Origin of the sequence: Mycobacterium sp. OAS707 (assembly GCF_014873705.1) — a bacterium.
GTDB lineage: Bacteria > Actinomycetota > Actinomycetes > Mycobacteriales > Mycobacteriaceae > Mycobacterium.
Genome location: NZ_JADBDS010000003.1, coordinates 1 through 16,660, shown reverse-complemented (window position 1 = coordinate 16,660; position 16,660 = coordinate 1). Strand labels below are relative to the sequence as shown.

The window sequence follows — 16,660 nt, the reverse complement described above, 5'->3', positions numbered from 1 at the left end:
TCCCAGATGCGCGACCTGGGCTTTTGCGGCAACCACGGCCACGGGGCCGTCGGGCATGTCACGATTCCTATGGGGGGTCGCCATGATTGATGATGCGCTGTTGCACAGGTCGCCGGTTCACAAGAACCTGGGGATGAGCGTCGTGGAGTACAAGCCGGGCTTCATCGTGCTGTCGATGCCGATCAGCGACGACATCAGTGGACTCTTCGAAGGCACGGTTCACGGCGGAATGCTTGCCACCTTCGTGGACACGGCATGCGCCACCTGCCTCGTCGGCTGCTATGACGATCAATCCGAGGCCACCGTGACGACCGACACGCATGTCCGCTACTACCGGCAACCGCGCGATGGTCCGCTGCGTGCCGAGGCCACCATGGTGCACAACGGCCGGACGCTACTGAGTGCCGAGTGTTCGGTGTTCGACGCGGAGGACCGCGTCCTCATTCGCTCTACGGCGACCTACGCGCGAATCTCGGTGCAGGGCAGGGCTACCCCCGCACGGTCAGATAGATCAGTACCACGTTCAGCAGGCTGATCACGCCCGCGACCGTCCATCCGAGTGCCGTCGTCACGCGGTGGTTGACGTCGTCGCCCATCAGGTCGCGGTTACTGGTCAGCCGCACCAACGGGATCAGCGCGAAGGGAATGCCGAACGACAACACGACTTGGGACAACACCAGCGCGCGGCTGGGGTCGATGCCGATCGCCAGGATCACCAGCGCCGGAATCAGCGTGACGAGCCGCCGCAGCAGCAGCGGGTACGACCGCTGCAGCAGGCCCTGCATGATCATCGCGCCCGCGTAGGCGCCCACCGACGTCGACGCCAGCCCCGAAGCCAACAGTCCGACCGCGAAGAACAGCGCGACCGTCGGCCCGAGCGTGTCGCGAACGGCGGCATGCGCACCCTCGATCGAGTCGGTGTCGTCGTGGCCCTGCAGGTTGGTGGCGGCCACCAGCAACATCGACAGGTTGACCGCGCCCGCGACCAGCATTGCCAGTCCGACGTCCAGCCGCGTCACCTTCAACAGCAAGCGGCGCTGCTTGCCCGGCTCGGGGTGACCGTGCCGGTCGCGGGCCAGCCCGGAATGCAGGTACACCGCATGCGGCATGACCGTTGCACCCAGCATGGCGGCCGCAAGCAGCACACTTTCGGCGCCTTCGAACCGCGGCAGTAGGCCGGCCGCCACCTCTCCGACGGCAGGTGGCTCAACGAACAGGCTGGTCAGGAATCCGATCGCGATGACCAGTAGCAGCCCGCTGATCACTCGCTCGAACATGCGCTGGCCGCGGCGGTTCTGGATGGCCAGCAGCAGCAGCGACACGAATCCAGTGATGACACCGCCGACCAGAAGCGGCAGATCGAACAGCAGGTGCAGGGCGATGGCGCCACCGACAACCTCGGCGAGATCCGTTGCCACCGCGACCAATTCGGCCTGCAGCCAAAAGCAGATGCGCGTCGGGGTGCGGGTGTGGTCGCCGACCGCTTCCGGCAGGCTGCGGCCGGTGACGAGGCCGAGCTTGGCCGAAAGGAATTGCACCAGCCCGGCCATCACGTTGGCGACGATGATGACCCAGACGAGGAGGAAGCCGTACTGTGCGCCTGCGCTGACGTTGGCCGCGACGTTGCCGGGGTCGACGTACGCGATCGCCGCGACGAAGGCAGGGCCAAGCAGCAACCAGCTGGGCCGCAGCCGTGGCGCGGTGTCCTGGATCAACTAACTCACTTTCTATCCGGGGCTGCGAATAGAAAAGTTAGGTTAGCCGAAACCTCTCGGAAGGGCTAGCGCCGGGCCGGCGTTACCAGCCCCAGCCGCCGAGGCCGATGACGATGCCGCCCCCGCCCCACCACGGCCAGCCGCCGTTCCAGTTGTTCTGCTGGGGTGAGGTGACGATCGCAGTGCTGCCGTTCGTCTGGCACTGCGTCGTATTGGGAGCGGTGGTCGTGCATTGCGGTGTGGCCGCGGCGACCGGTGCGAGCGCGACGGCTGTGCAAACGCCAGCCGCCGCCGAAAGCGTTGTGAGAGAGCGAATCTTGGTCCGCATTGTTGGCCTCCTCAGTGGGCCGCGGAAAAACAACTTGGCTAGCGACGGCCCCCGCCGCCACCGATGATCAACGCCGGACCCCAGAACTCGTCATCCCACGGATACGGGTAATCCGGTTCGGGCGGGGTGGCGTTCAGCTGAACGTTGCCGGGTGTGGCGCATTCGGTCGTCCCGGCGCCCATATCCGTCACGCCGCCGACGCTGGTGCACGACGGCAGGGTGGACGAATCGCCGGGATCGGCGATTGCGGCGGGCGCGGAAATCAAAGCCGCTGCGGCGCCTGCCGCGACAATCAGCGGGGTGAAGTGCCTGGTCCTCCGCATAGGCAAGCCCTTCTTTTGCAAACCCCCGGGTTACCCGCCAGCGTACAGCCCTTTTCCAGTAATAAGGGGCAAGTCCAACGTCGTCGCGATACCGGGCTCGGCGTCGATGACGGCGGGAATAGCATTGACCACTCGCGCGGCGGTGGCGACCAGTCCGGCGTGGTTGTGATCGCCGTTGGGGCTGCTCAGGCACAGGTCCAACGCGTAGGACGGCTCGCCGGTCACCTCGACGCGGTACGAACCGCCTTCCTGGGCGGGCTGCGGCCAGTCGGGCCGCAGGTCGTCGCGCAACCGGGTGACGTGTTCGAGCACGACGGCGACCTTGCCGTCCTTGATGCCCTGCACCTCGAACCGCAGTGCCGCGGCGCTGCCCTTGGGGATGTGGCCCGACGCGATGTCGAAGTCCTCCGGTGCCGGTTCGCGGACGTAGGTTTCCTTGACCTCGTCGAGTTCGATGCCGATGCCCGCGGCGAGTTGGCGGACGACCGAGCCCCAGGCCAGGCTCAGCACACCGGGCTGTAACAGCATCGGCAGCTCGTCGAGCGGCTTGCCGAAGCCCATCACGTCGAACATCACCGTCGCGCTGTCGTAAGTGTCGTAGTTGATGATCTCCATGCAGCGGATCTGCTCGATGCTCTGGCAGGTGCCTGCCAGCGCGAGCGGAACCAGGTCGTTGGCGAAGCCAGGGTCGATGCCGTTGATGAAAATGCTTGCGTTGCCTGCCTTGGCGGCGTCTTCGATCGGGGCGATCAGCTCCTCGGGCAGCGTCTGCCACGGGTACTGCAGGAAGACGGCGGCACTGCCGACCACGTTGATGCCCGCGGCGAGGATCTTGCGGTAGTCCTCGAGCGCCTCGGGCAGGCGGTTGTCTGCCATCGCGGTGTAAACGGCGCACTGCGGATTGGTCGCCAGCACTGCGTCGAGGTCGGTGGTCGCAACGATGCCCGTCGAATTGTCAAGGCCCGCAAGCTCAGCCGCGTCCTTGCCGGCCTTGGCGTCGCTGGACACCCACACGCCGGTGAGCTCGAAGCGCGGATCGTTGATGAGTTGGGTGAGCGCATGGCGGCCGACGTTGCCGGTGCCGATCTGCGCGACTCTGATGGTCATGAGCTAGCTCCTCACAGGTCCGGGATGGGCAGGTCGAGATTCGGAATATTGAGCCCGCCGTCGATCTCGAGCACCTTGCCGGTGAGGAAGCTGCCTGCAGGCGAGGAGAGATACACCGCGGCCGCGGCGATGTCGGCCGGATCGCCGAGTCGTCGCATGGGCGTTGCCTTTTCCATCGGCTCGCGCAGTTCGTCGTTGGAGGCGACGATGTCGAGCGCAGAGGTCAGGATCGAACCCGGCGCGATCGCGTTGACCCGAATCTTCGGGCAGAGATCGAGGGCGGCCTGCCGGGTGTAGTGCGCGAGCGCACCCTTGGCGGTGGCGTATGCGGCGAAACCACGGCCGGCCAACCGGCCCATGGTCGAGGTGATGTTGATGATGCTGCCGCCGCCGGAGTGCTCCAGCATGAGCGGAACCGCGGCGGTCGTCAGCGCGTGAGCGGTGAGCACATTGAAGGTGAAGGCGTCCTTCATGTCCTTGACCGACGTCGTCAGCAAGGTGTTCGGCATGGTGCCGCCGACGTTGTTCACGACGATGTCTAGTTTCCCGAACGCCTCGACCGCCTCGCCGGCCAGCTTGGCGGTGTCGTCGGGATGCGCGAGGTCGGCGACGACGATGTGCGCCTTGCGGCCTGCCGCTTGTACCTGCTCGGCGACCTCCTCCAGCTGTGACTGCGTGCGGGCGGCAATCACCACGTCCGCACCGACTTCCGCGAATGCCACGGCCATCGCTGCGCCCAAACCGCGGCCCGCTCCGGTCACCACCGCGACTTGGTCGTCCAGCCTGAACCTGTCAAGAATCACGTGTGCCTCTCTTCCCTTGCCGGGCGAACGCTAGCAGGGCTTGGCGTCCAGCGGGAGAGGTTTTTGAAACACGTTCTAGTTTTCTCAGGAACGCCTTCTTCGGTGACGGTTTCAGGCGCACAATAGGGAGGCACGTCCGAAATCTGGGGAGCCGCGATGAGCGAGCAACAGTACGACTTCTTCGGTGAGATCTTCCACCGGTACTTCGGACCCGCGGTCGACTCGTATCCGCATGTGGGTGGAGCACTTGTCGCGAAGCTGCTCACGCTCACGGACGACGTCTCGGATCGATTGGCCCAGCCTCGGCGTGCGGCGATGGCATGGTGCAGGGTCGAAACCCCGAACGTCAGGCGCAGTTCGGAACTCTTCATGATCACCCAACATGGACTGGTCTATGCCGCCATGTTGAACGAGTCGCGCCGGGCACTGTATTACCTCGCCACGCCGCCCGGGTTGTTCGATCCGTTCGTCGATCAGATCGACACCGCAGAGTTGCGCGACGACGAAGTGGTCGTGGTGGACAGCGGGTTCGGCCGTGATCTCGCATCGGCTCATCCGATGGATGCCGCGCTGCGCCGAATACTCGACGAGCACCTGGCGCTGCGGGTAAATCTGCCCGCCTAGCTACTTCTTGGCAGCGGCTTTCTTGGCGGCCTTTTTCGCAGGCGCCTTCTTGGCTGCAGCTTTCTTCGCGGCTTTCTTGGCAGGCGCCTTTTTGGCTGCTGCCTTCTTGGCCGGTCTGTCGCCGTCCGAACCGCCGCCGCTGCGGCGCGCCTTCACGCTGGCCTCCAACTTGGCCAGCAGATCGGAGACGTCCTCGGTCTCGTCGAGCTCCTTGGGCTGCTCTTCGGTGGTAAACGCTTCGCCGCCTTCGAGTTTCGCCTGGACCAGCTCGTGCAGCTGCTCTTGGTAATCGTCGTGGTAGCGGTCCGGGTTGAAGTCGTCGGTCATCGACTCCACCACCTGGCTGGCCATCTTCAGCTCGGCCGGCTTGACCTCTACTTCCTTGTCCAGCACCGGGAAGTCGGGATCACGAATCTCGTCGGGCCACAACAACGTCTGCACGATCATCACGTCGCGTTTGGAAAAGTCCTGCACCCGCAGCGCGGCGAGCCGCGTCTTGTTGCGCAGCGCGAAGTGCACGATCGCAACCCGATCGGTCTCCTTGAGCGTCTTTGTCAGCAGCACATAGGATTTCGACGACTTGCCGTCGGGCTCCAAGAAGTAGCTCTTGTCGTACATCATCGGGTCGATATCGCCCCTGGGGACGAACTCCAGCACCTCGATCTCGCGGCTGCGCTCCTCCGGCAAGGTGGCGATGTCCTCGTCGGTGATCACCACCGTCTGCCCGTCGTCGGATTCGTAGGCCTTGGCGATGTCCCGGTACTCGACGACCTCGCCGCACACCTCGCACACGCGCTTGTAGCGGATACGCCCGTTGTCCTTCGCATGCACCTGATGGAACTTGATGTCGTGGTCTTCGGTCGCGCTGTAGACCTTGACCGGCACGTTCACCAGGCCAAAGGCGATGGAACCCTTCCATATGGAACGCATAAGCCCAGGTTAACCCGGTTGAGGCAACAACGGGCCCGACCCGGCCGCCGCAGCGTCGCGAGTCGCGCGATCAGGCAGGTCAGCGCCTGCGCGAGCCACCGTCAGCGCAGCCGACAGCGCAGCCGTCTGCACCACGCCGGTCAGCGCGTCGACGTCGATGCGGGCCAGGTGCGGCCGTCGTTCGGCCCCGAGCAGGCCCAACGACCACAACGCGTCGATCAGGCCCGACATGAACGCGTCGCCGGCCCCAACGGTGTCCACGACGTTCACCCGCAACGCGGGCACCCGCACCGTGCCCGCGGCGCACATCGCGAACGCGCCCGCGTCGCCCATCGTCACTGCGACGATCGACGGGCCAAGCGCCAGCCATGTCTTGGCGATCTGCTCGGGAGAGCGGTTGGGGTCGATCCAGCGCATGTCCTCGTCGCTGGCCTTGACCACGTCGCAGCGTTCGATCCAGCGGTCGATGCGGCCGCGGGCGATGTCGCCGTCCTCGATGAGCGCAGGCCGAACGTTCGGATCGAATGTCACCGTGGCCGAAGGTCGGTACGTGTCGATCAGCGCGGCGGTGGCGCGGCAACCCGGTTCGAGCACCGTCGCGATCGACCCGGTGTGCGCGACGAGCGGCGGCGCCACCTCCGGCGTTCCCGACAGCTGCCAGTCGATGTCGAAGACGTACTGCGCCGAACCATTGGCGTCCAGCGTCGCAAGCGCCGTCGGTGTTCGTTCGGCCGTCATGCTGCCCGAAACCAATTGCACACCAGACTGTTTGACGTATTCGACGATGCGGCGGCCACGTTGGTCGTCGCCGATGTGGGTCAGGAAGTCTGCGCCGCGACCCAGCCGCGCCAGTCCCACCGCGACGTTCAGCGGGCTGCCGCCGACGTGTTCGCCTGTCACCGAGCCATCCCGCTCGACGATGTCGATCAGCGCCTCGCCGATCACCAACGCCCGCTCCGGCACGCCAGGCCCTGTCATGTCGTCTCCTTCAGCAGCGTCTCCAGCGTCGCGCGCGCTCCGTCGCGGTGCAGCGAATCCAGTGCCCACAGGTATGCCTCGACGAATCGTGGCTGCGTCGCGAGATCGCCGAATACATCCGTGTTTTCGATGAACGCAGTCGGGTGCTGGTGCTGTGAGCGGGCCAGCGGCACAAGAGTTTCGGCGAGCTGGTCCTGGACGTCGATGGGCTGCCCGTCTTCGTCGACGCCCTCTGCGTAGCGTGCCCAGCTCGCCACCGTCGCAGCCGACAGCCGGACCGGACCGCCGGAAGCGAGGTTCGCCCTGATGACCGGCAGCAGCCACTTCGGAATCCGGTCCGAGGATCCGAAGCACAACCGCACGATGGTGTCCTTGACGCCGGGGTTGGCGAACCGCTCGATCAGCGTGCGCTTGTAGTCGGGCAGGTCGATGCCGGGCACTGGCTTGAGCGTCGGTGTCGCTTCGGAATCCATGTACTGGCGCAGGAATTCAGCGAACAGTGGATCTCCGGCCGCGTCGTGCACCAACCGGTAGCCGGCCAGGTACGCGAAGTAGCACAGACTCTGGTGGCTGGCGTTGAGCAGCCGCAGCTTCATCAATTCGTACGGCGTCACATCGTCGACCAACAACACGTCGGCCTTCTCCAGCGGCGGCCTGCCGTCGCAGAAGTCGTCCTCGAGCACCCACGACGTGAACGGCTCGGCGGCCACCGGCCACTGGTCCTCGACACCGAAGTCGTCTGCCAGCACAGCGATCACGTCAGGAGTGGTGACCGGCGTGATGCGGTCGACCATCGAGTTCGGAAAGCGGGTGTTGGCTTCCATCCACTCGCCGAGGCCGGGGTGCACACGCTCGGCATAGGTGGTGAACGCCTGCCGCGCCACGTTCCCGTTGCCCTCGATGTTGTCGCACGACACGATCGTCGGCGATCCGAGGCCGCGGTCGCGCCGTCGCGCCATCGCGTCGGCGACCAGACCGAACACATTGACGCCATCGATGTTCTCGATGTTGTACCCGCCCTCGGTGATGGTCAGCGAGATGATCCGGGTGCTCGGCGCCGCGAGCAGTTCGACGACCGCTTCCGGATCGTCGGGTGCGTAGCGGTAGTCGACGATCGATCCGATCACTCGGGCGTCGCGGCTGCCATCCGGGTTCTCCAGCAGCAGCGTGTACAGGCCGTCCTGGGCGGCCATCACGTCGGCCATCTTGCGGTCCGCGGGCAGCACGCCGACACCGCAGATGCCCCAGTCCATGGCGAGCCCCATCTCCAGCAGCCGATCCACATACATCGCCTGATGCGCGCGGTGAAAACCGCCGACTCCGAAATGCACTATGCCGATGCCGATCTCATCGCGGTCGTAGGTCGGCTTGTCGATCGAGAGCTGCGCCAGTGTCGACTTGGTCAACTTCATGACACCCTCACCACGCTCTTGACGCTACCCGGCGTGCGGTCGGAGTCGAGGGCGTCGGCGGCCTTCTCCAGTGGGAAGTGCGCAGTCACCATCGCGTCGAGGTCCACTCGACCCGACTCGACGAGGGCGATCGCCGTCGGCCATGTGTTCGCGTATCGGAAAACCCCGGTGAGGACCAGCTCTCGGTTCTGGATCAGTTGCGTGGGCAGCTCCATCGATTCGGCACCCGAGCCGACGAGGACGACAGTGCCTGCCGGCCGCACCGCCCGGATACCGTCGACGACTGCCGAAGGAGCGCCCGACGCATCGATGAACGCGTCGACGCCCAATTCACCGATCGGCTGGGCGGACGGGTCGACTACCGCCGTCGCCCCGAATTGCTTTGCCTGCGCGCGGCGGGCTTCATCGGGATCGCTGACCACGATGTCGGTGGCGCCGTAGGCCCGCGCGAGTTGAGTGAGCACGATGCCGATCGGGCCTGCGCCGGTGATCAGCACGCGCGAACCGCCGTCGAGGCCCGCCTTGCGGACTGCGGCGATGCCGACGGACAGCGGCTCACACAAGGCAGCGGCATCGTCGGATACCGAATCGGGCACCCGATGGGCGTACCCAGCGCCGATGACCACGTAATCGCAGAACGCCCCGTCGATCGGCGGGGTGCCGTAGAAGCGCATGTGCGGGCACAGGTTGTAGTGACCTCGCCGCGTCTCGGCGCTGTCGGGGTCGGGCCGCTGCGGCTCGATCGACACCCGCTCGCCGATCCGAGAGGAGTCGACGCCTGCGCCGACACCGACGATCGTGCCCGCTGCCTCGTGGCCGAGCACCAGCGGCGCTTCGACGACGAAGTTCCCGATCCGGCCGTGCCGGTAGTAGTGCGTATCCGACCCGCACACGCCGACCGACGACACGCGGACTAGCACGTCTCCGGCGCCGGGCGTGGGTATCGGCCGCTCTTCCATTTCGATCCGGCCTGGCTCGATGAGTACGGCCGACCGCATTCGGGTATCTGGCGAGGGTGTTGTGTGCGTCACATTCTCCATGCTAACGTGATGAGCATCTACTCGCACCCCTGAGCATATGCTCACTGGTCGGACAGGAGGGGCAGTGGCCACACCGACGTCGAATGGCAAGGTCGCCGACATCGGCGCCCAGGTCGTGTCGAACGCGCGGGACCGCGGAGCCACGCCCGAGGACCTGCGCCTGGCGTTGCGTGCAGCCACGCTCTACTACCTCGACGGCCTGACCCAGGCCGAGATCGCCTCCCGCCTCGGTGTGTCCCGCCCGACAGCGGGCCGACTCGTCGCGCGGGCCAAGGCGCGCGGACTGGTCCGGATCGATGTCGTCGTCCCGCCGGACATGCGCGACGACCTCCATGCCGATGAGGAACGCGAACTCGAGCAGCGTTACGGCCTGACCGAAGCCGTGGTGGCCGGCCACGGCGTCGACGTGGGCGCACACGGTCGTCCTGCGGCATACGCCAGCGTCGGCCGCGCCGCCGCGGCGCTGCTGATGCGCCGGCTGTCGCCCGACGATGTCCTCGGATTCACCTGGGGCCCCGAACAGGTCGCGGTGGCCGATGCGCTCACGCCTGGTGTTGCCAGCTGCCGTGCCGTGGTCCAACTCGACGGCGCGATGTCGACGGCGGCCTATCAGACCGGCACCGAGTTCATCCTCGGCCGATGCGCGGATATGTTGCGGGCCACCACGATTCGGCTTCCCGCTCCGCTGTACGCAGACCCCTCGACCGTGGTCTCCATGCGCAGCGACTCGCTGATCTCGCGCACGCTCGAGGCCGGCAGGCAGGCCGATGTGATGCTGTTCGGCGTCGGCGCGGTTTCGACCTCGACGACGCTGTTCGAGGGCAGCTTCGTCGACACCAAGATGCTCGACGAACTGATCTCGCTCGGTGCGGTAGGCGAGATCGGCGGCCGCTTCTTCGACGGCGACGGCTCGCCCGTCGACACCGAACTGCAACAGCGCGCGGTGTCGGTTCCCCTTGAAGACATCCGGGCCTGCGAGAAGACGATCCTGATCTCCAGCGGAGCGACAAAGCATCACGCCACTCTCGGAGCGTTGCGCGGCAAACTCGCCCGACTTCTGGTGTGTGACATCGATTGTGCCCGTTGGTTATTGGCACAGTGAAAGGTGAGGTAAAGGTGAGAGCGCTACAAAAATTAGGAGCGTGTGTCGCGGCCCTCGGGCTGCTGGTTACCTCCGGCTGTGCGGGCGCGGGCAGCCTCGGAGCCTCGAAGAACGAGGTGACGATCGCCCTGGTGTCCAACTCGCAGATGACGGATGCACAGAAGTTGTCGTCGGAGTTCGAGAAGGCCAATCCGGGCACGAAGCTGAAGTTCATCACGCTTTCGGAGAACCAGGCACGTGCCAAGATCACGATGTCGACCGCGATGGGCGGCAGTGAGTTCGACGTCGTCATGATCAGCAACTTCGAAACCCCGCAGTGGGCGAAAGACGGCTGGCTGCTGAATCTTTCGGACTACGCGAAGAAGACGCCCGGCTACGACGCGAACGATTTCATCCCGTCGCTGCGGGATTCGCTGTCCTATCAGGGCAACATGTACTCGGTTCCGTTCTACGGCGAGTCGTCGTTCCTGATGTACCGCAAGGACATGTTCGAGAAGGCCGGCATCAAAGTCGACCAGTCGCCGAACTACCAGCCCCAGTGGCAAGAGGTCGCTCAGTGGGCGGAGACCATCAAGGCGAAAGGCGTTTCCGATGCGGGTATCTGCCTGCGCGGCAAGCCGGGTTGGGGTGAGGTGCTGGCCCCGCTGGACACCGTCATCAACACCTTCGGCGGGCGCTGGTTCGACGAGAAGTGGAACGCGCAACTCAACAGTCCCGAGGTCAGCAAGGCCGTCAACTTCTACGTCGACCTGATCAACAAGGCAGGCGAACTCGGGGCGTCCTCAACGGGATTCCAGGAGTGCGCCAACCTCTTCGGACAGGGCCAGACGGCCATGTGGTACGACGCGACGTCGGCGGTCTCGGTGCTCGAAGACCCGAAGACCTACCCCGATCTGGTGGGCAAGATCGGCTATCTGCCCGCGCCGATCGTCGAGAAGCCGAACTCGGGCTGGCTCTACACCTGGTCGCTCGGCATTCCCAAGGGTGCCAAGAATCCCGATGGCGCATGGAAGTTCATCTCGTGGATGACCAGCAAGGACTACATGAAGCTGGTCGGGGAGAAGCTGGGCTGGGCCCGGGTCCCACCGGGAAGTCGGACCTCGACCTACACACAGTTGCCGCAGTACCAGGCGATCTCGAAGTCGTACGGACCGTTGACGTTGAAGTCGATCGAAGGTGCCACACCGAACAAGCCGACGGTGCAGCCCGTTCCGTACACCGGCATCCAGTTCGTCGGGATCCCCGAGTTCCAGGATCTGGGTACCCGGGTGAGCCAACAGATCAGCGCGGCGATCGCCGGACAGAAGTCCGTGGATGATGCGCTCGCCCAAGCACAGGAATACGCCGAGGTTGTCGGCCGGACCTATCAGGAGAAGTGATGACTGTTACCGCTGATACCGAAGCTGACGCCGGCCAGCTTGGAGTGGCCGAACGGGTCCGCAAGATCCGTGAAGCTCAGGATGCGGGGGTCAGCCGCGCCGAAGGGTGGCGCAGGCGCGGGCCGTTGCTTCCCGCACTGATCTTCATGATCGTGGTCACCCAGATTCCATTCGTGTTCACGCTGTACTACTCGACGCTGTCATGGAACCTGGTTCGACCCGGGTCACGCCAGTTCGTCGGACTGAACAACTACATCGCGGTCGTCAAGGACAGCCAGTTCTGGACGGTGGCATTGAACACCGTCGTCCTGATCGTCGTCGTGGTGTTGGTCTCGGCGTTGCTCGGCCTGCTGCTCGCCCTGTTGCTCGATCGCGCATTCCTGGGTCGCGGCGTCGTACGCACGCTGCTGATCACACCGTTCCTCGTGACACCCGTTGCGGCAGCGCTGATCTGGAAGACCACGATCCTCGACCCGACGAACGGCATCTTGAACTGGGTGCTCTCGCTGGTCGGTATCGACAAGGTCGACTGGATCGGCCAGTTCCCGCTGACCATGGTGATGGTCGTGCTGATCTGGCAGTGGACGCCGTTCATGATGTTGTTGATCCTCGCCGGCCTCCAGTCGATGCCTCGCGACATCCTGGAGGCCGGTCGAGTCGACGGTGCCGGCGCGTTCCAACTCTTCCGCGAGTTGACGCTGCCCCACCTTCGGCGGTTCATCGAGTTGGGTGTAGTGCTGGGTGCGATCTACCTGGTCAACACCTTCGACGCGATCTACATGATGACCCAGGGCGGGCCGGGTATCGCCAGCGCGAACCTGCCGTTCTACATCTACCAGCGCGCGTTCCTCGGCTTCGACATGGGCCAGGCTGCGGCCTACGCCGTGGTGGTGGTGATCTTCACGATGATCATCGCGAGCTTCGCGCTTCGGTTGATATTCAAGTCGTTCAGTGGCAAGGAAGAGGCAGCCTGATGACAACTCCACTTGTAAAAGGCACCGAAAAGACAACAGCAACAACGGATTCAGCTGGGGCGCCGAAGAAGAAGGGGCGCACGTTCAGCCCATGGGGCGTGGTGGCGTGGCTCGTCGGCCTCGGCTTCTTCTTCCCGGTGTTCTGGATGGTGCTGACGGCGTTCAAGCAGGAGGGCGACGCGGCGACCAGCCCGCCGAAGCTGTTCTTCACGCCGACGCTCGATCAGTTCAAGGCGGTTTTCGATCAGGGCATCGGGCCGGCGATGCTGAACTCGGTGTGGGCCACCGGTGTTTCGACGTTGCTGGTGCTGGCGCTCGGCACGCCTGCGGCGTTCGCACTGTCGCTGCGGCCCGTCCGCAAGACCCAGGACGCATTGTTCTTCTTCATGAGCACGAAGATGCTGCCGATCGTCGCCGCGATCCTGCCGCTCTACGTGATCGTGTCCAATATCGGTCTGCTGGACAACATCTGGGCTCTGGTGATCCTGTACACCTCGATGAACCTTCCGATCGCGGTGTGGATGATGCGGTCGTTCTTCCTCGAGGTGCCCGGTGAATTGCTCGAGGCAGCCAGCCTCGACGGTGCCAGCCTGTGGCGGTCCGTGCGCGAGGTGATCCTGCCGTTGGTGTCGCCGGGTATCGCGGCCACGGCGCTGATCTGTGTCATCTTCGCCTGGAACGAGTTCTTCTTCGCGGTGAACCTCACCGCGGTGAACGCGCAGACCATGCCGGTGTACCTCGTCGGATTCATTGCCGGTGAGGGTCAGTACTGGGCCGTCTTGTCGGCGGCCGCAACCATGGCCGCGCTGCCCGTGATTCTCTGCGGGTGGTTCGCTCAAAACAAACTCGTCCGTGGTCTTTCCTTCGGCGCCATCAAGTAGAGGAGCTAAACCCAAATGGCCGCAATCACTTACAAGAACGCCTCCTGCATCTATGAAGGCTCGGACAAACTGGCGGTTGACTCGCTCAGTCTCGACATCCAAGACGGCGAGTTCGTCGTGCTGGTCGGACCGTCAGGCTCGGGCAAGAGCACCGCGCTGCGCATGCTCGCCGGGCTCGAGGACATCGACGAGGGCGCCATCGAGATCGGTGGCAAGGACATGACGGGTGTGCCGTCCAAAGACCGCGACATCGCGATGGTGTTCCAGAACTATGCGCTGTACCCCAACAAGACGGTCGCCGAGAACATGGGTTTCGCGTTGAAGTTGCGGGGCGTATCGGCCGATGAGCGGCGCAAGAAGGTCGAGGAGGCGGCGAAGATCCTGGACCTGACCGACTTTCTGGACCGCAAGCCCGCCAAGCTGTCCGGCGGTCAGCGTCAGCGCGTGGCGATGGGCCGCGCGATCGTGCGTGAGCCTCAGGTGTTCTGCATGGACGAGCCACTGTCCAACCTCGATGCGAAACTGCGCGTGCAGACCCGTACCCAAATCGCAGCGCTACAACGACGTCTCGGCACCACGACCGTCTACGTCACCCACGACCAGGTGGAAGCCATGACGATGGGTGACCGGGTCGCGGTGCTGCGGTTCGGCAAGTTGCAGCAATTCGCTTCTCCCAATGAGCTTTACGACAAGCCGGCCAACGCGTTCGTCGCCGGCTTCATCGGCTCACCCGCCATGAACCTGGTGACATTGCCGGTGACGTCCGACGGCGTCAAGATCGGCGACTCTACGCTGGAACTCGAACGCGACCAGATGACGAAGCTGAGCGATCTCGGCCTGTCCGAGGTCACGTTCGGAATTCGGCCCGAGCAACTGGAACTCACGGATTCGGGCGGTGTGGAGGTCGTCGTCGACCTGGTCGAGGACCTGGGCAGCGAGGCGTACGTGTACACGCATGCGGGTTCCGGCGTCGAGTTGGTGGCGCGGTGCAATCCGCGCACGGCGCCGAGACTGGCCGACACGGTGCGGCTGCGCAGGCATCCCGAGGGTGCCGTGCACCTGTTCCATCCGGAAACCGGCGAGCGCATCAACTGACCATGCAAGCGCCGGAGTTTCGGCTCCGGACACCGACTCCCGGCCTCCTCGGTCTGCCGTGGGACCGGCCGCTGTCGGAATGGACGGTCCCCGATGTCCCACTGCGCGACATCGCCGTCGGTCCCAGCCGCCACCTGGTGAAGTTCGTCGAAGCCGACGACACGCTGTGGGCCGTCAAGGACATGCCACCGCGCGTGGCCGCCAAGGAGTACGACGTGCTGCGCAGGCTCGAAGAAATGGGTCTGCCCGCCGTGCGCCCTGCGGGCCTGGTGCTGCAACCCGAATTCGAAACCGCGATTCTGGTCACGCGCTACCTCGAAGGGTCATGGCAGTATCGCCGGTTGTTCATGCGGTTGCCGCCCGATCAGAGCAAGCACCGCGAGCGGCTGTTGGACGCGATGGCGGGCCTGCTCGTGGAGCTGCACCGGCACGGGGTGTTCTGGGGTGACTGCTCGCTGGCGAACACGCTGTTCTCCCGCGACGGCCAGATCCTTCAGGCCTGGCTCGTCGACGCCGAAACCTCGGAAGTGCACCCCGTTTTGAGTCGCGGTCAGCGTGCGCACGATCTCGACATCATGGTCGAGAACGTCGCGATGGGCATGGTCGATCTCGCCGAACGGCTGGAACAGTCGGCGTTGGAGGACGTGCTGATCGCCGAGGCGGAGCAGACCAGGAACCGCTACGAGCGACTGTGGGACGCGCTGCACGCCGAGCCGATGTTCGACTTCGCCGACCGCTACCGTGTCGAGGGGACCGTGCGCAGGCTGAACGAGCTCGGCTTCGCGGTCGACGAAGTCGCCCTGCAGCCGGTTGCCGACAATCCGAGCCAACTCAAAATCCGTGTCGCCGTTGGTGATCGGCGCTACCACGCGCAGCGTCTGCAGGAGCTCACCGGTTTGGACGTCGGAGAGGGACAAGCGCAGATCCTGCTCGGCGACCTGCAGGCGTATCAGGCTGCGCTGTGCCGGGAGGCGGGTCATGACGTCGACGATTCGACTGCCGCTCGGTTGTGGGTCATCGAGGTGCTCACTCCGTACGAGCGGTTGGCACACGACGTCGTCGGCAACAAGGGCACTCCGATCCAGGCCTACTGCGACCTGCTCGAGGTGAGGTGGCTGCTCAGCGAACAGGCCGGCCACGACGTCGGCACGAACAGGCGCTTGCGGCGCTGGCGCGCGACGTGATCCCGATGGATTCCGCGGCGAAGTTGGCGATTGCCGAGGTGCCGACCGCGCCGTTCGCGGTGTTGCGGGATGACTGATTGGGTTGTGCGGCAAGGCTTTTAGCCAGCGACATTTTAGCGACAATCTCTCATGGTTTTCTTCGGAAATGCTTCCGTGAATCCTTAGAGTTCGAACATATGTTCGAGTCATGGATGGGGGTGCGGTGCAGACGGCGGTCACCGCGCTGCGCGCCGCCTACGAGGGCCTGGCCGCGCTGCCCGTGGAGGCGCTGGGCACGTCGGAGTTGATTTCTGCGCTGGATGAGTTGGAGGCACTGTCGTGTCAGTTGCCCGCTCAGCGCCATCGCCTGTTGGCGCGTTTGCAGGAGCAGACCACGGCCATCGAGATGGGTGCCAAGTCGTGGCGCGAGGTGTTGGCCATCCGGTGGCGCATCTCCACTAGTGAGGCCGGCCGCCGCCTCGAGGAGGCCGCTCAATTAGGCCCACGGCGCACACTGACCGGCGAACCACTGGACCCCGCGTTGGCGTGCACCGCGCTGGCCCAAGCCAACGGGGTGATCAATCGTGAACACGTCAAGGTGGTGCGCGAGGCGATGGACCGCCTCCCGGCCGGGGTCGATTCGTTGACCCGCGCGCAGATCGAAGTGGATCTGGTGCGCACCGCGATCGGGGTGGGCCCCAAGGAGTTGAAGGACAACGCCGAGCGGATCCTGTTTTTGTTGGATCAGGACGGGCCGCAACCCGACGACACCGAACGCGATCGGCGCCGCGGGGTGACGAAAGGAC

Annotated in this window: 17 protein-coding genes and 1 pseudogene; 9 read left to right on the top strand and 9 right to left on the bottom strand. The window is 64.9% G+C overall.

Annotation, left to right across the window (positions count from 1 at the left end; all coding sequences use genetic code 11):
• Positions 1-82 precede the first annotated feature (82 nt).
• Positions 83-535, top strand: a complete 453-nt coding sequence (locus tag GGC64_RS18140) for a PaaI family thioesterase (protein ID WP_192723961.1) — start codon at positions 83-85, stop codon at positions 533-535.
• On the opposite strand, the gene GGC64_RS18135 is transcribed toward GGC64_RS18140, so the two are convergent.
• The 5 genes from GGC64_RS18135 to GGC64_RS18115 all read right to left on the bottom strand — a co-directional run bounded on the left by GGC64_RS18135 (position 489) and on the right by GGC64_RS18115 (position 4,276).
• On the bottom strand, positions 489-1,715 hold the full coding sequence (locus GGC64_RS18135) for an Nramp family divalent metal transporter (protein ID WP_192723960.1): 1,227 nt from the start codon (positions 1,713-1,715) through the stop codon (positions 489-491). The two genes, GGC64_RS18140 and GGC64_RS18135, sit on opposite strands and share 47 nt — an antisense overlap.
• 82 nt (positions 1,716-1,797) lie before the next feature.
• Positions 1,798-2,043, bottom strand: coding sequence for a hypothetical protein (locus GGC64_RS18130; RefSeq protein WP_192723959.1), 246 nt, complete (start codon positions 2,041-2,043; stop codon positions 1,798-1,800).
• A gap of 38 nt (positions 2,044-2,081) precedes the next feature.
• Positions 2,082-2,366, bottom strand: coding sequence for a hypothetical protein (locus GGC64_RS18125; RefSeq protein ID WP_192723958.1), 285 nt, complete (start codon positions 2,364-2,366; stop codon positions 2,082-2,084).
• 30 nt (positions 2,367-2,396) lie between these two features.
• Positions 2,397-3,473, bottom strand: coding sequence for a diacylglycerol kinase (locus GGC64_RS18120; protein WP_192723957.1), 1,077 nt, complete (start codon positions 3,471-3,473; stop codon positions 2,397-2,399).
• Between the two features lie 11 nt (positions 3,474-3,484).
• Positions 3,485-4,276, bottom strand: coding sequence for an SDR family oxidoreductase (locus GGC64_RS18115; protein ID WP_192723956.1), 792 nt, complete (start codon positions 4,274-4,276; stop codon positions 3,485-3,487).
• A 156-nt stretch (positions 4,277-4,432) separates the two neighbouring features.
• Between GGC64_RS18115 and GGC64_RS18110 the strand changes: the two genes are divergently transcribed.
• Positions 4,433-4,900 (top strand): glucose-6-phosphate dehydrogenase, encoded by a 468-nt coding sequence (locus GGC64_RS18110; protein WP_192723955.1) that lies wholly within the window; start codon positions 4,433-4,435, stop codon positions 4,898-4,900.
• Here GGC64_RS18110 and GGC64_RS18105 read toward each other — a convergent pair whose 3' ends face one another.
• From GGC64_RS18105 to GGC64_RS18090, 4 genes are read right to left on the bottom strand one after another with little or no spacing between them, the layout of a single operon-like run.
• Positions 4,901-5,830 (bottom strand): Ku protein, encoded by a 930-nt coding sequence (locus GGC64_RS18105; RefSeq protein WP_192723954.1) that lies wholly within the window; start codon positions 5,828-5,830, stop codon positions 4,901-4,903. It lies immediately after the preceding gene.
• A gap of 9 nt (positions 5,831-5,839) precedes the next feature.
• Complete coding sequence (locus tag GGC64_RS18100) at positions 5,840-6,808, bottom strand: carbohydrate kinase (protein ID WP_192723953.1); 969 nt, start codon at positions 6,806-6,808, stop codon at positions 5,840-5,842.
• Positions 6,805-8,220, bottom strand: a complete 1,416-nt coding sequence (locus GGC64_RS18095) for a mannitol dehydrogenase family protein (protein ID WP_192723952.1) — start codon at positions 8,218-8,220, stop codon at positions 6,805-6,807. Before GGC64_RS18095 ends, GGC64_RS18100 begins: the two co-directional genes overlap by 4 nt.
• Positions 8,217-9,218 carry an NAD(P)-dependent alcohol dehydrogenase gene (locus GGC64_RS18090; RefSeq protein ID WP_192725157.1) on the bottom strand — a complete coding sequence of 334 codons (1,002 nt, stop codon included), beginning with the start codon at positions 9,216-9,218 and terminating at the stop codon, positions 8,217-8,219. Before GGC64_RS18090 ends, GGC64_RS18095 begins: the two co-directional genes overlap by 4 nt.
• A 106-nt stretch (positions 9,219-9,324) precedes the next feature.
• Between GGC64_RS18090 and GGC64_RS18085 the strand changes: the two genes are divergently transcribed.
• The 7 genes and pseudogenes from GGC64_RS18085 to GGC64_RS18055 form a co-directional block, all read left to right on the top strand.
• Positions 9,325-10,362 carry a sugar-binding transcriptional regulator gene (locus GGC64_RS18085; protein ID WP_370582174.1) on the top strand — a complete coding sequence of 346 codons (1,038 nt, stop codon included), beginning with the start codon at positions 9,325-9,327 and terminating at the stop codon, positions 10,360-10,362.
• Positions 10,363-10,376: 14 nt separating this feature from the next.
• A complete protein-coding gene (locus GGC64_RS18080) occupies positions 10,377-11,741 on the top strand; it encodes a sugar ABC transporter substrate-binding protein (protein ID WP_192723951.1) in 1,365 nt (454 codons plus the stop codon).
• Positions 11,741-12,715: a carbohydrate ABC transporter permease gene (locus tag GGC64_RS18075; protein WP_192723950.1), complete on the top strand. Its 975-nt coding sequence runs from the start codon at positions 11,741-11,743 to the stop codon at positions 12,713-12,715. Before GGC64_RS18080 ends, GGC64_RS18075 begins: the two co-directional genes overlap by 1 nt.
• Positions 12,715-13,596, top strand: coding sequence for a carbohydrate ABC transporter permease (locus tag GGC64_RS18070; protein WP_192723949.1), 882 nt, complete (start codon positions 12,715-12,717; stop codon positions 13,594-13,596). The genes GGC64_RS18075 and GGC64_RS18070 overlap by 1 nt, the downstream gene beginning before the upstream one ends.
• 15 nt (positions 13,597-13,611) lie before the next feature.
• Positions 13,612-14,691: an ABC transporter ATP-binding protein gene (locus GGC64_RS18065; RefSeq protein ID WP_192723948.1), complete on the top strand. Its 1,080-nt coding sequence runs from the start codon at positions 13,612-13,614 to the stop codon at positions 14,689-14,691.
• Between the two features lie 2 nt (positions 14,692-14,693).
• A pseudogene (locus GGC64_RS18060) lies at positions 14,694-15,952 on the top strand (DUF4032 domain-containing protein).
• Positions 15,953-16,062: 110 nt separating this feature from the next.
• The coding region (locus GGC64_RS18055; protein ID WP_192723947.1) for a DUF222 domain-containing protein at positions 16,063-16,660 on the top strand (598 nt) is incomplete at its 3' end.

What these genes read in the sequence shown, in the direction of transcription:
- GGC64_RS18120 (WP_192723957.1), bottom strand. Translation starts at nt 3,473, where the DNA reads ATGACCATCAGAGTCGCGCAGATCGGCACCGGCAACGTCGGCCGCCAT.
- GGC64_RS18065 (WP_192723948.1), top strand. Translation starts at nt 13,612, where the DNA reads ATGGCCGCAATCACTTACAAGAACGCCTCCTGCATCTATGAAGGCTCG.
- GGC64_RS18070 (WP_192723949.1), top strand. Translation starts at nt 12,715, where the DNA reads ATGACAACTCCACTTGTAAAAGGCACCGAAAAGACAACAGCAACAACG.
- GGC64_RS18075 (WP_192723950.1), top strand. Translation starts at nt 11,741, where the DNA reads ATGACTGTTACCGCTGATACCGAAGCTGACGCCGGCCAGCTTGGAGTG.
- GGC64_RS18130 (WP_192723959.1), bottom strand. Translation starts at nt 2,043, where the DNA reads ATGCGGACCAAGATTCGCTCTCTCACAACGCTTTCGGCGGCGGCTGGC.
- GGC64_RS18140 (WP_192723961.1), top strand. Translation starts at nt 83, where the DNA reads ATGATTGATGATGCGCTGTTGCACAGGTCGCCGGTTCACAAGAACCTG.
- GGC64_RS18125 (WP_192723958.1), bottom strand. Translation starts at nt 2,366, where the DNA reads ATGCGGAGGACCAGGCACTTCACCCCGCTGATTGTCGCGGCAGGCGCC.
- GGC64_RS18090 (WP_192725157.1), bottom strand. Translation starts at nt 9,218, where the DNA reads ATGCGGTCGGCCGTACTCATCGAGCCAGGCCGGATCGAAATGGAAGAG.
- GGC64_RS18110 (WP_192723955.1), top strand. Translation starts at nt 4,433, where the DNA reads ATGAGCGAGCAACAGTACGACTTCTTCGGTGAGATCTTCCACCGGTAC.
- GGC64_RS18105 (WP_192723954.1), bottom strand. Translation starts at nt 5,830, where the DNA reads ATGCGTTCCATATGGAAGGGTTCCATCGCCTTTGGCCTGGTGAACGTG.
- GGC64_RS18100 (WP_192723953.1), bottom strand. Translation starts at nt 6,808, where the DNA reads ATGACAGGGCCTGGCGTGCCGGAGCGGGCGTTGGTGATCGGCGAGGCG.
- GGC64_RS18095 (WP_192723952.1), bottom strand. Translation starts at nt 8,220, where the DNA reads ATGAAGTTGACCAAGTCGACACTGGCGCAGCTCTCGATCGACAAGCCG.